Here is a 13,203-nt window from a genome sequence, read left to right as displayed (position 1 = left end):
ACTGCCGCCGGGCGTCACCATCGCGCGCCTCCGTCCACCAGCAGCGTCTGCCCGGTGATGTAGCCGGAGCGTGGCCCGGCCAGGAAGGCCACCGCGTCGGCGACCTCCTCCGGCGTGGCGAGGCGGCGCAGCGCGATGCGCTCGGTGACGGCGCGGTTCTCCTCCTCCGTGTAGAGCGAGGAGCCGGGGCCGGGCTGGACGGCACCGGGCGCGACCACGTTGACGGTGACGCCGAAGCGGCCGAAGTCCCAGGCGGCCGACGCCGCCCACGCCGACAGCGCGGCCTTGGTGGCCGCGTACTCGGCCTGGCCGGGCATTCCGACGCTTCCGGCGCGGGATCCGACCAGCACGATCCGGCCGCCCCGCTGCCGCAGCATCCCCTTGCCGACGAGCCCGGCCAGCCGGGTCACCGAGTGGACGTTGAGGTCCCACAGGCCGTCGTCGTCGCCGGGGGTCAGGACGGAGCGCCGCAGCGTCCTGCCGTGGGCGCACACCAGGACGCCGGGCACGACGCCGCGCTCCTTGATCCGGCCCATCGCGGCGGCCGGGTCGGTCAGGTCGGCCCGGACGGGTTCGAGCGCGCCGATCTTCGCGGCGAGTTCGGCCGTCCGCTCCACGCCCTGGTGACACACGGGCAGGACGGTCATGCCCGCGTCGGCGAGGGCGTGGCAGATCGCGGCACCGAGCAGGCCGCTCGCGCCGGTCACCAGCGCCACGGGCGGACCGGTCACGGCCGCTCCCGGGCGGCGAGCAGCAGCGTGCAGGCGGGGCGGCCGAGGTGCAGGGTCCGCCGGACGGTCAGCCCGGCGGCGGCCAGCCCCGCGGTCGCCGCCGTCTCGGTGGGCCAGGCGGTACCGCCGTGGGTGAGCCAGTCCAGCCGGGTCTCCGGCGGAACGGCCTCGGGCGCGTCCAGGAACACGTCGTCCACCAGCAGCCGCCCGCCGGGGCCAGCCGCTCGGCGACGGCACGCAGGTCGGCCGCCGGGCCGTGGATCGCGTTGGCGAGCACCACCAGGTCGAAGACCCCCTCGGGGAGCGGCCCGCGCCCGGCGTAGGTGCCCTCGCCTGCGACCCGGTGGTAGACACCGGGCCCGGCGGACACCTCCAGGAGGCTGTGGCCCGCGGCGAAGCGGGCCAGCGCCAGGCCGCTGCGGGCGCGGCGGTGGGCGGCCTCCCCGTGCAGGGCCGTCTCGTAGACCTCGCGCAGCCGCTCGGAGGGCCCCTCACGGTCGAACGGGCGCCGCGCGGCCCCGGACCGGACGACCTCCGCCAGGGCCTCGCGGGTCACCCACGACCGCGACAGCTCCGCCTCCAGCGCGACCAGCGCCGTCTCCGCGCCGCCGGTCCCCTCGCCGGTGGTGGGGACGGGGTCCTCGGGGCGCAGCAGCCCGGCGTCCTCGGCGGCGCGCAGCAACTCGGCGCAGGCGGCCTCGTCCAGGCCCAGCCGCACCGCCAGTTCCGGCGCGGTCCTCGCTCCTTCGCCGAGCGCCTCGACGATGCCGAGGTCCACCAGCGTGAAGAGCAGTTCACTGCGCTTGTAGGCGGTGGCGGCGGCGACCAGGGCGTCCCGGCCCGCCAGGGCGAGCGCACGCGGCGGAAGGGGTTTGCCGACCCGGCCGCGCGGCACCTCGCCGACGCACCGGACGCGGTCGGGGACCTTCTGCGGGCCGAGCAGCGCCTTCGCGTGCCCGCCGAGGCCCAAGACGTCCGCGCCCGGTCCGCGCACATGCACCACCTCGGCTTGCAGCGCGACCGAGGTGCCGTGCCGGACGGGGTAGACGCGGGCGTCGGCGATGTCGGGGTGGCGGCACAGCGCGGCCTCGATCTCCTCCGGCGCGATCCACCGGTCCCCGCGCCGGATGGCACGCGTGCGGCGCCCCAGCAGCCGCAGCCCCGCGGCGGGGTCGTAGGCGGCCAGGTCGCCCATGGGGTGCCATGCCTCGCCGTCCACCCGCACCAGCAACTCGCCCTGCGCACCGGGCCGCATATCGGCCCCGTCCGGGGCGACGACGCGGAACTCCACGCCGTCCAGCGGGAATCCGACACAGCCGGGCGGGCTGCCGGGCGCGCCGCTGAACAGCGCCCCGGTCTCGGTGGAGCCGTAGTTGCGCGCCAGGCCGATGCCGAACGCGGCGGTGAACCGCTCCTCCAGCGCCGCGTCCACCGGCCCCGCGCCGACCATGGCCAGGCGCAGCGCGTTGTCCGGCACCGCTCGGCCGGTGCGCTGCGCGAGCAGGCGCGCGACGGTCGGGACGAGTGCGAGCACGGTGGCTCCGGCGGCGATGTGCTCCGCGCAGCGGCCGAGCGCATTGGGCGGGACCGCGGCGATCGTGCACTCGGCCTCGAACGCGGCGTGCGCCCAGCCGAGCGCGTAGGCGTGCCACAGATGCAGCGGTACCAGCAGCGTGTCATCGGCGCCCAGGCCCGCGTACCGCGCGTGCCGGCGCCCCTCGGCGCGCAGGGAATCGGCCGAACGTGCGACGAGCTTGGGCGCGCCGGTGGTTCCCGAGCTGGGCAGCAGTACGGTGCCCGGCGGATGGGCCGAGGGCGCGGGGTCGCCGGTGACCGTGACGCGGTCGCCGTCCACGACCACGAGGCGTCCGCCCCCGGCCGCGCCCAGGAGCCTGCGGTGCTCGGCGGGCGGCGCGTCGCGGTCGAGCAGCAGCACCACGGCCCCGGCGTCGATCAGCGTCCGGTAGGCCGCGAGCCAGGGGCCACCGTTCGCTCCGGCCAGCGCGACGGTCGTCGCGGGCTCGACCCCGTCGAGGCCGTCGAGCCCGCCCGCGGTGATCGCCAGGTCAGCCACCGCAGCTCACCCCGTCGCGCCCCTCCTTGTAGAGGCGCTTGCGCTCGGCGATCAACTCCCGGATCACCGGCGGGGCGTAGGTGGGGGCCTGGCACAGCTCATCGAGGGTGATCTCGTCCTCGAAGTACATCGACAGGGTGTCCCAGGGCGTGAAGCAGCCCTTGCACGCGTTGAGCCGGGGCCGCTCGGCCAGCAGCGCGGTGTACAGGCCGGTCTCGCCGACCCGCCGCAACGACTCGGCGTGGTCGTCCTCCAGCAGATTGCCCATATTGGAGAACCAGATATTCGGGCACGGGGTCACCATGCCGTCGCTGAAGGTCGAGATGACCAGGCGCGGCAGATGGCAGCGGAAGGTCCGCTCGCCCTCCCGCAGGAACGACAAGAGCCGGGCGAAGTAGGGGCGGGGCGGCAGCACCGCCGCCAACTCGTCGTAGCGCTCCACCAGCTCCTCGATATGGACGATCTGGTCCGGCCGCATCGCGAACCGCTCGGAGTCGGGGCCCCGCACCGGGAACGGGAAGAAGGTCGGTGGGCGCTCCCGGTCCGCGAGCCAGCGGGCGAACGCCGGCACCTCGGGGGCGCTGCGGTCGTTCAGCACGCCGTAGATCTCCACCGGCAGGGCGCTGTCGAGGATCGTCTCGATCCGGCGCAGCACCTTGCCGTGCAGCGATTCGGTCTGCACCCGGTGTGAGTTGCCGGAGAACAGATGGCTGTCCAGCGACACCTGGAGCACGACATTCTTCCAGCCGCGCAGCTCCTCGAGGTGCTCCTCGCGGACCAGCACCCCGTTGGTCTGGACGATCAGCACCTCGTGCTGGGCGGCCTGCTCGCGCAGATAGTCCATGATCCCGGCGACCAGGAAGATCTCCCCGCCGGTGACCTTGAGCATCGGCGCGCGGAATGTGTCGTCGATGCGCCCGGCGATGAGCGGGAGGCGGCGCCCGAGGAGGCTGCCCTCGGCGTAGCGGTCCCGGGTGGGCGGCCCGAATATCAGCTGTGCGTGGTGCGACTGCTTGAGATTGCTCTGGCCGGTGAGGCAGTACGTGCAGCTGAGATTGCACGAGTCCTCATTGATGACCAGGTCGTTTCCGAGGAGTGTGTCGATCACGGCGCGTCCTTCCGGCAGCGGACGCCCCAAACGCTAACTTTAGTTGGTGACTATCGTCAATAGGCCGAACTGCCTCCACCACCTGCAGGTCAAAGGATGGTCAGGAGGGGAGTTCCCGGCTACAATAGTCACAGCCATGAGAGCCGAACACAGTCAGCAGCCAGAGTTCGGTCAGCGTGTCCGGCGGCGACGCGAGGAGTTGGGCTTCTCCCAACGCCGACTCGCTGGCGACATCGTGACCGCCAGCTATATCTCCCTCCTGGAGTCCGGTCAGCGCTCCCCCACACTCGACCTCGTGCTCCACCTCTCCGAGGTGCTCCAGATGCCGCTGGAGGAGCTGACCGGCCGTGACAGGTCTTCCGCCGCTCCCACCGAGCCCGGCGGCCTCGACCTGGTCATCGCGCGCTCCGCCGCACGCGGCGCCGCCGAGCTGGGCGACCACGCCCGCGCGGCCGAGCTGCTCGCGACCGCCTACACCACCGCGGTCGAGCGCGGCACCACCGCCCTCCAGCTCGACCTCGGCCTGGCGCTGCAGGAGGAGCTGCGGTCGGCCGGGCGGCAGCCCGACCGGCTGGCGCTGCTGGAGCGCCTCGCCGATCAGGAGTGGGCCAAGACCGATCCGCGTCTGCGCGTCGTCCTGTTCACCGAGCTGGCCACCGCGCAGCGCGACACCGGGCGGCTGACGGACGCGCGCAAGTCGGCCTATACGGCGCTGGGCGAGATCGGCCCGGCCGAGCTCACCGGCGCGTTCGAGCATGTCCGGCTGCTCGGCATCCTGATCTCGGTGCTCTGCGAGCTCAACGACCTCGGCCAGGTCGAGCTGCTGCTCAAGGAGATGCTCTCGCTGGCCGAGGGCCACCGGCCGCCCGTGCGCGGCCGGGCCCACTGGGTCTCCAGCATCGCCTACTCCCAGCTCGGCATGGCCACCTCCGCCCGCCACCACCTGGACCTGGCCCGCGCCCAGCTCACCACGCCCGACACGCCGGTGCGCGACTGGCTGCGATTCATGCGGTCGGCCGGCAATGTCCTGCTGGACGACGGCGACCCCGGCGCGGCGCTGCCGTGGCTGCAGGCGGCCGAGCAGGTCGGCCCCATGGTCAACGCCCCCGACGAGACCACCCGGATCGTCGCGCTGCGCGCCCGCTACGACCTGGCCGTGGGCGCCGCCGCCCAGGTCGTCGAGGTCTACCCCCGGCTCAGCGCGGGCTCCGCGCCGCTGACCGGCCCCGACCTGGTCCGCGCCAACCTCATCCAGGCCGAGGCGCTGGCCGACCTGGGCCGTACCGAGGAGGCCCAGGCGTTGCTGCGCCGCACCGCGGCCCTCTGCGACGAACTGACCGCGTATGAACTGGCCGTCCGCGTCTGGAAGCGCATCGACACGCTTCGCCCATGAGGATATTCGTCACCGGGGGCGCCGGTTTCATCGGTTCCCCGTTCGTACGGGCCCTGCTCGCGGGAGAGCCGACGGTCTCCGGGGGCGCCCAGGTGACCGTGTTCGACAAGCTCACCTACGCGGGCAACCTCGCCAATCTCGCCCCCCTGGCCGGCCATCCCGCTACCGCTTCGTCCAGGGCGACATCTGCGACGCCGAGGCCGTCGACCGGGCCATGGCCGGTCATGACGCGGTGGTGCACTTCGCCGACGGCTCCCATGTCCGCGACTGGTTGCATGTGGCCGACCACTGCCGCGGCATCGCCCTGGCGCTGGACCAGGGCCGGGCGGGCGGGGTCTATCACATAGGCGGCGGCGCCGAGGTGTCCAACAAGGAGCTCACCAGCATGCTCCTCGAGGCCACCGGGCAGGGCTGGGACATGGCCGCGCCTGGTGGGAACCGCTGAAGAGGAAGGCCGCCCTGCTGCGATGAGCGGATCGCGTGCCGCCCGGCAGCGGGCGGCACGCGTCCCCTTCGGCCGGCACCCGCTCAGCGGATGCCGAGTTCGCTGAGCACCCGGCGCTGGGCGGAGCTGGGCTTGGCAGGGAAGTAGAGGTAGCAGACGCCTCCGGTGCCCGAGACCACCTTGCCGTTCGCGTCGTACCGCTTGGTCCGCAGCCAGATGTTCTCCCACTGGCGCCGCTTGTAGATGTGGCGGACCGCGTCGTTGCTGGGCGAGGCCGGGTCGTTGGCGATGACGTCGCCGTCCGCCGTGAAGCCGATGACGGTCATCAGATGGCCCGAGGTGCCGTATCCCGCGCCGTCCAGCTCGGTCTTGAGGAAGGACTGCGAGGTGATCACCGGAATGCCGGCGCCGATCAGCTTCTCGGCGTCGGCGAGCGAGCCGAGCCGGGTGACCACGCCCTGCAGATCGCGGTAGGTGGCGGCGTAGGCGGCGTTGAACGGCCAGTTGCCGCAGCCGTCGTACTGGTAGTCGAAGGTGGCCCGGGCGGCGTGGCAGACCTGCGGATCGGCGTAGTCCGGGTTGACCCAGGACAGGTCCGCGGCGGAGGGCTTACGGCCCCAGTACTCGATGATCATCTGCGAGGAGGTGGGGCTGCACCATGCCTCGCCGCCGTTGTCGTACTCCGGGTACTGGCCCTTGTGGATCTCCTGCGAGTAGCGCGGTACGCCCAGTTCGCGCCCCGTGGGCAGGCTCGGCGTGGAGGCGGGCACCTCGAACCGGTCGGGGACGTCGGAGCCCATCGCGCCGACCCGCCACACCGTGGGGGTGAGCTTGGAGCCGGGCTTGCGGTAGAGGGTCAGTCGCACCTGGTACTTCGCCAGCCGCAGCCCGCCGGCCGGGTCGTCGATGGAGAAGGTGTCGGTCCACACCGAGCTCTTGTCGTCGCTCTGGTCGTCCACCGAGGTGCGCCGGATGGAGGAGGCGCCGTCGTCGGAGGCCCAGCGGCCCATCACATACCAGGGGGTCGCGGAGCCATCGCTGTAGGTGCCCCCCAGCTCGATCTGGATCCAGGTGCCGGCGGGGGTGCGGGCGTTCCAGGAGACGATGGCCTCGGTCGCGGGCACGGAGAGCGTGCGCACCGGGGAGGTCCAGGTGGCGTACTCCCATGCGGCCTTGGTGCCGGTGTGCGGATCGGTGTAGTCCACGCTGCCCAGCGGGCGGGAGATCACGATGCCGGGGCGGGCGCCGGCCTCGGCGCGGACGCCCTTGGCGGCACCGGCCAGCCAGTCGGCGTGCCCGCTCCAGCCGTGGTACTCCGCGACCCGGGCGGCCTTCGAGCCCGCCGGGGCCGCGGCGGCCTGGGGGCTCCCCGAGCTCGGTGTCGCGGCGGCGGCCGGACGGGCCGTCCCGGCGGTCGCGGCTGTCGTGGTGACGGCGGCGGCGCCCGCGACGCCGAGGGCGGCGGCGAGCACGGAGCGGCGAGGCGTGGATCCAGATCTGGTCATGCGGGGTTCCCCCAGTCGTCGTCCAGTCCAGTGGGCGGCGCGTGCGCGACAGTCGCACAACTATGGCCGCTGCGAGTGGTCTCAGGCCAGTGATTCCCCCGGTACCCGCTCCATCAATATTGGTGTGAACCAATGGAGTGAACGAGCCGGAAGGGCCGTATGGTGGTCCCCGATGCGAACATACCCACCGGTTGGCAGCCTGGACGCGCTGGCGCGGCGCCTGCGTGCGCTGCCGCCGTCCTGCGGGCCGGTCCGGCTGGTCGCGGTCGACGGTCACGCCGGCTCGGGGAAGACCACCTTCGCCGGGCGGCTCGCCGAGGCGCTCGGCGGTGCCCCCGTCCTGCACACGGACGACTTCGCCACCCATGAGGCGCTCTTCGGCTGGGCCGGGCGGCTGCGGAGCGAGGTCCTCGCCCCGCTGGCCCGGGGCACGGCCGCGCGCTACGCCCCGTACGACTGGGTGGAGCGCCGCTTCGCCACCACCCGGCGGCGGCTGGATCCCGCGCCGGTCGTGCTGCTGGAGGGCGTGGGCAGCGGCCGCCGGGCGGTGCGCCCGCGGCTGGCCCAGCTGTTGTGGATGGATCTGCCGGAGCGGGACTCGTGGCGGCGCGGACAGCTGCGGGACGGCCCGGAGCTGTCCGCATTCTGGGACGGATGGCTGCCCGCCGAGCGTGCGCATTTCGCCGCCGACCCCTCCCGCCCGTACGCCGGAACGTTGGTTCTGCAGCGAAAGGAGGGGTATGAGGTGCTACCGGGACCTGCGGCGAACGACGGAAACGCCCCCTGGCCTCACACAGCGTGAACCGGTGCTTCCGACCGGGTCCGACGCCCGCACCCGACGCATGACGCGTACCCCAACTCGGCTTGACCTGGGGCCCATACAGGTCTTACGTTCTCAATGTGCGACTCGTACGAGTCGTCCCACAACGCGAAGCCCCCGGTTGTTCCCCCGTGATCGGGGGCTTCGTCCTGTCTGGCGCCGGTTTTCCGCTGCTTTGCGCCGCCGCTCCCTCACCCTGGGTGACGATCCACCCCAGGCCCTGCGCGCCCCTTACACGCCCCCGCGCACACCTAGCCGACCTTGTGTGATTGCGACGAACAACAGTGCGGCACCCTCGGCCCATGCGGGCTGCGCAGGTACGATGCGAAAGGGGCATTCGCCCCTGCGGCATCCACGGGGGCTGGGGTTGTGGGGGACGTGATGGATTTCGGCACGCAAGGTTCGCACGCCCCGGCCGACCTCGCCTGGCTGCGGGCCGTCGACGCCTACACGATGGGCGCGTACGCACAGGCCGAGGAGGAGTTCCGGGCCGCCACGCGGCTCGATCCCGGAATGGCCGACGCCTGGCTCGGACTGCACGCGCTGCGGGCCGACACCGCGGCCGCGCTGCTGCGGATGTACCGGCACCGCGACCGCTTCGGCGAGCAGCGCGCCCGCCACCGCCGCACCCTCAACTCCTGGTATTGGCTGGGCTGGTGGGTCCAGCCGGTGCTGGAGACCAGCCGGGACCTGCTGCTGGCCCACGCCTCGCACTGGCTCGACGGCCGCCATGTGCCCGAGCTGGACCGGGCGCTGGCCGGCTGCCCGCCGGTGGAGGCCGATCCGCAGGCCCGCTTTCTGCACGCCTGCCGCGCCTATCTGGTCAAGGACTGGGAGCAGCTGGTGCGCCACACCGAGCCGCTGCTGGACGATCCGTTCCTCGGTATCGAGGCGGGTCTGTTCGCCGGGATGGCGCGGGTCCGGCTGGAGATGTACAGCCAGGCCGAACCTCTGCTGGCCGCCGCCTTAATGCGCTGTCGCAGCGAACAGCCCCAGCGCAAGGAGCTGCGCTACTGGCTCGCCCGCGCGCATGAGGGCACCGGGCGCAGCGCCGCCGCGCTCCCCCTCTACCGCGCCGTGCACCGCATCGACTCCACCTTCATGGACACCTCGGCGCGGCTCGCGGCGATAGCCGAGTCCGACGGGCTGGACGAGCCCGCGGATCTGGCCGCCGTCTCGCTGGCCGGCGCCGGTGGCCAGGACGCCACGGACGGCCGGGACACCACCACCGACCCCGCCGATACGCTGCCCGCCGACGGCCGCGATCCGCGGGCCGCGGCCGAGGGGCCCGAGGGCCCGCCGCTGATGGGCCCCGCCGTGGTGGGCGCGGGGGCACCCGCGCGCGGGCCGGTCTGCCCTCCCAGCCCGGCCCCTCGGATCCGGTGCTGCTGGAGAGCGCGCTGCAGGAGCTGGAGCGCATGGTCGGCCTGGAGCCGGTCAAGCGCCAGGTGCGGGCGCTGTCGGCGCAGCTCCACATGGCGCGGCTGCGCGCCGGGCAGGGCCTGCCGGTCCAGCCGCCCAAGCGGCACTTCGTCTTCTCCGGCCCCTCCGGCACCGGCAAGACCACCGTGGCCCGCATCCTCGGCCGGGTCTTCTACGCCCTCGGGCTGCTCGGCGGCGACCATCTGGTGGAGGCCGGGCGCGCCGATCTGGTCGGCGAGTACCTGGGCCAGACGGCGGTGAAGGCCAATGAGCTGATCGACTCGGCGCTCGGCGGGGTGCTCTTCGTCGACGAGGCGTACTCCCTGTCCAACTCGGGCTACAGCAAGGGCGACGCATACGGCGACGAGGCGCTTCAGGTACTGCTCAAGCGCGCCGAGGACAACCGCGACCGGCTCGTGGTGATCCTCGCCGGCTACCCCGAGGGCATGGACCGGCTGCTGGCCGCCAACCCCGGCCTCGGCTCCCGCTTCACCACCCGCGTCGACTTCCCCAGCTACCGCCCGCTGGAGCTCACCCGCATCGGTGAGGTGCTGGCGGCGGAGAACGGGGATGTGTGGGACGAGGAGGCCGTGGAGGAGCTGCGCAGCATCAGCGGCCATGTGGTGGACCAGAGCTGGATCGACGAGCTGGGGAACGGGCGGTTCCTTCGCACGCTGTACGAGAAGAGCTGTGCCTACCGGGATTTGCGGCTCTCCGGGTGGAGTGGCACTCCGACGCGCGATGACCTGGCCACGTTGCGGCTGCCGGATCTGATGCAGGCGTACGGGGAGGTCCTGTCCGGTCGCGGTCCCATGTACCGCGACCCCCAGGACCCGCCCCTGGGGTAGCGCGCCTGCGGCGGGCTTTCTCCCCTACCCGCCCCTTCCCGCAACCGGGGCTCCGCCCCGGATCCCCTCCTCAAGCGCCGGAGGGGCTGATTTCATGCGAGTAGGGGAAGGCCCGCCGCAGGCGCGACCGCGCGGTCAGCCGACCATCGCCCGCTCCTCCTTGGACAGGGAGGCCGCCGCCTCGCCCCTGGGCTCGGCCACCCGGTCCCGGGCCCCACCGCGGTGCGCGGGGTCATGGACCTCGCCCACCAGCTTTTCCAGGACGTCCTCCAGGGCGACCAGCCCCAGCACCGTGCCGGACCCATCGGCGACCGCCGCCAGGTGGGAAGCGGCCCGGCGCATCGCGGTCAGGGCGTCGTCCAGCGGCAGCTCCGCCCGGAGCGTCTCGATCGGATGCCAGACCCGCTGCGGCACCGCCCGCTCCGGGAACTCCAGCTCCAGGACGTCCTTCACATGCAGATAGCCCATGAAAGCGCCGCCGGGGCCGCGCACCGGAAAGCGCGAGTAGCCGGTGCGCACGGTCAGCTCCTCGATCTCCCGGGGGGTGACCGAGGGGTCGACGGTGACCAGACCGGCCGGGTCCAGGAGGACGTCGGTGATCGGGCGGCTGCCCAGCTCCAGGGCGTCCGCGAGCCGCTCGTGCTCACCGGGATCGAGCAGCCCGGCCTGCCGGGAGTCCTCGACCAGATGGGTGAGCTGCTCACTGGTGAAGACGGCCTCGACCTCGTCCTTGGGCTCCACCCGGAACAGCCGCAGCACCAGCCGGGCGCACGCCCCCAGCAGCGCGGTGACCGGCCGGCACAGCCGCGCGAAGGCGACCAGCCCGGGGCCGAGCCACAGCGCGGTCTTGGCCGGCGCCGCCATGGCCAGGTTCTTCGGCACCATCTCGCCGATGAGCAGATGGAGGCAGACGACCACGGCGAGCGCGATGGCGTAGCCGAGGGGGTGCACCAGCTGCTCGGGCAGATGGACGGTGTGGAAGACCGGCTCCAGGAGCTGGGCGACGGTCGGCTCGGCAACCGCGCCGAGCGTCAGCGAGCAGATGGTGATGCCGAACTGCGCGGCCGCCATCATCTGCGGCAGGTTCTCCAGGCCGGTCAGGACCGTACGGGCGCGCCCGGAGCCCTCGGCCGCGCGCGGTTCGATCTGGCTGCGGCGCACCGAGACCAGGGCGAACTCGGCGCCCACGAAGAAGCCGTTGGCCAGGACCAGCAGGGCAGCGAAGAGAAGCTGTACGAAACTCATCGTCCCCTCCCCTCCCCGGCCACGGCGCCGGCAGTCACCTTCGGCGGCGTACCCGGCTTCGTACGGACGATGCGCACCAGCTCCGCCCGGTGGTGGCCGACCTGGCGGACGGCCAGCTTCCAGCCGGGCAGCTCGGCGGTGTCGCCGGGGACGGGGATCCGCGCCAACAGATCGGCCACCAGCCCGGCCACGGTCTCGTACGGCCCGTCGGGCGCGTCGAGGCCGATCCGGCGGAGGGTGTCGACGCGGCAGCCGCCGTCGGCGTCCCAGGCGGTGCGGCCGTCCTCGGTGAGGGCCTGCACCAGGTCGGGGGTCTCCGACGCCTCGTCGTCGTGCTCGTCGCGCACCTCGCCGACCAGCTCCTCGACGATGTCCTCCAGGGTGACCACCCCGGCCGTGCCGCCGTACTCGTCGACGACCACGGCTATCGGCTGTTCGCTGCGCAGCCGCTCCAGCAGCGGCTGGACCGGCAGCGTCTCGGGAACCAGCAGCGGGGGCTGGGCGATCCGGCTGACCGAGGTGCGCAGCCGGTCCCCCGCGGGCACCGCGAGGGCGTCCTTGAGGTGCACCATCCCGATGACCTCGTCCAGCCGGTGGCGGTAGACGGGGAAGCGGGACAGCCCGGTGGCTCGGGTGAGGTTGAGCACATCCACGGCGGTCGCCGAGGAGTGCAGCGCGCTTACCCGCACCCGCGGGGTCATCACATGCTGGGTGGTCAGCTCGCCCAGGGACAAGGTGCGGACGAACAGATCCGCCGTGTCCTGCTCGATCGCGCCGGCCCGCGCCGAGTGGCGGGCCAGCGAGACCAGCTCACCGGGGGTGCGGGCGGAGGCCAGCTCCTCGGTGGGCTCGACGCCCAGCGCCCGCACCAGCCGGTTGGCCATGGTGTTGAGCAGGGCGATCACGGGCCGGAAGAAGCGGGCGAAGGCGTACTGCGGGCCCGCGACGAAGCGGGCGACCTGCAGCGGCCGGGAGACCGCCCAGTTCTTGGGCACCAGCTCACCGATGACCATCTGGACCGCGGAGGCCAGCAGCATGCCGAGGACGACGGCGACACCGGAGACGGCGCCGTGCGGCAGTCCGACCGCCTCCAGCGGCGCGGTCAGCAGATGGCCGAGCGCGGGCTCGGCGAGCATGCCGACGATCAGCGAGGTGATGGTGATGCCGAGCTGGGTGCCGGAGAGCTGGAAGGACAGCTCGCGCAGCGCCTCGACGACGGTACGGGCGCGCTTGTCGCCCTCGTCGGCGGCTCGCTCGGCGTCCGGCCGCTCGACGGTGACCAGGCCGAACTCGGCGGCCACGAAGAAGCCGTTGGCGAGGATCAGGACAAGTGCCGCGGAGAGCAGCAGGAGGGACAGGGTGGTGCTCATGCCGCCGCCTTGTGGTCGGCGGCGGCGCAGGTACTACAGGACGATCCGTCCATCTGCGGAGGGAGTCACTCCTCGGGTCGCAGGGGAGCCCGCCGGGGCGCACGGGGTGCGTGCGCACAGGGAGAGGCGGGGCGGGGCACCGTTCGGCCCCGGCAACAGGGTAATCAAGGATGGGGCGTGACGGGCAGGCCCCTCACGCCGTTGGAGTGCCGATCAATGTGCCGACAAGTTCCGGGGAACCG

Annotated in this window: 8 protein-coding genes and 2 pseudogenes; 4 read left to right on the top strand and 6 right to left on the bottom strand. The window is 73.0% G+C overall.

Annotated elements, in window-relative coordinates; genetic code table 11:
- Positions 1–14 precede the first annotated feature (14 nt).
- The 3 genes from BLV72_RS30330 to BLV72_RS30320 all read right to left on the bottom strand — a co-directional run bounded on the left by BLV72_RS30330 (position 15) and on the right by BLV72_RS30320 (position 3,913).
- On the bottom strand, positions 15–731 hold the full coding sequence (locus tag BLV72_RS30330) for an SDR family NAD(P)-dependent oxidoreductase (RefSeq protein WP_167746417.1): 717 nt from the start codon (positions 729–731) through the stop codon (positions 15–17).
- A 67-nt stretch (positions 732–798) separates the two neighbouring features.
- A complete protein-coding gene (locus tag BLV72_RS30325; RefSeq protein ID WP_093466221.1) occupies positions 799–2,805 on the bottom strand; it encodes an AMP-binding protein in 2,007 nt (668 codons plus the stop codon).
- Complete coding sequence (locus tag BLV72_RS30320) at positions 2,798–3,913, bottom strand: radical SAM protein (RefSeq protein WP_093466219.1); 1,116 nt, start codon at positions 3,911–3,913, stop codon at positions 2,798–2,800. The genes BLV72_RS30325 and BLV72_RS30320 overlap by 8 nt, the downstream gene beginning before the upstream one ends.
- Before the next feature lie 136 nt (positions 3,914–4,049).
- Between BLV72_RS30320 and BLV72_RS30315 the strand changes: the two genes are divergently transcribed.
- Positions 4,050–5,306, top strand: coding sequence for a helix-turn-helix domain-containing protein (locus BLV72_RS30315; protein WP_093466218.1), 1,257 nt, complete (start codon positions 4,050–4,052; stop codon positions 5,304–5,306).
- A pseudogene (locus BLV72_RS30310) lies at positions 5,303–5,724 on the top strand (NAD-dependent epimerase/dehydratase family protein); the annotation flags it as partial. The gene BLV72_RS30315 and the pseudogene BLV72_RS30310, both read left to right, overlap by 4 nt.
- A 110-nt stretch (positions 5,725–5,834) precedes the next feature.
- On the opposite strand, the gene BLV72_RS30305 reads toward BLV72_RS30310, so the two are convergent.
- A complete protein-coding gene (locus tag BLV72_RS30305; protein ID WP_093466216.1) occupies positions 5,835–7,256 on the bottom strand; it encodes a peptidase C39 family protein in 1,422 nt (473 codons plus the stop codon).
- Between the two features lie 172 nt (positions 7,257–7,428).
- On the opposite strand from BLV72_RS30305, the gene BLV72_RS30300 reads away from it, so the two are divergent.
- Positions 7,429–8,058: a uridine kinase family protein gene (locus BLV72_RS30300; protein ID WP_093466214.1), complete on the top strand. Its 630-nt coding sequence runs from the start codon at positions 7,429–7,431 to the stop codon at positions 8,056–8,058.
- Positions 8,059–8,457: 399 nt separating this feature from the next.
- Positions 8,458–10,346, top strand: a pseudogene (locus BLV72_RS30295) (AAA family ATPase).
- 135 nt (positions 10,347–10,481) lie between these two features.
- Here BLV72_RS30295 and BLV72_RS30290 read toward each other — a convergent pair.
- Complete coding sequence (locus BLV72_RS30290; protein ID WP_093466213.1) at positions 10,482–11,591, bottom strand: hemolysin family protein; 1,110 nt, start codon at positions 11,589–11,591, stop codon at positions 10,482–10,484.
- On the bottom strand, positions 11,588–12,961 hold the full coding sequence (locus BLV72_RS30285) for a hemolysin family protein (RefSeq protein WP_093466212.1): 1,374 nt from the start codon (positions 12,959–12,961) through the stop codon (positions 11,588–11,590). Before BLV72_RS30285 ends, BLV72_RS30290 begins: the two co-directional genes overlap by 4 nt.
- Between the last annotated feature and the right edge of the window lie 242 nt (positions 12,962–13,203).

It is taken from the genome of Streptomyces melanosporofaciens, from assembly GCF_900105695.1.
Lineage (GTDB): Bacteria > Actinomycetota > Actinomycetes > Streptomycetales > Streptomycetaceae > Streptomyces > Streptomyces antimycoticus.
The sequence above is the reverse complement of the archived record's forward strand: the minus strand, read 5'-3'. Positions and strand labels throughout refer to the sequence as shown.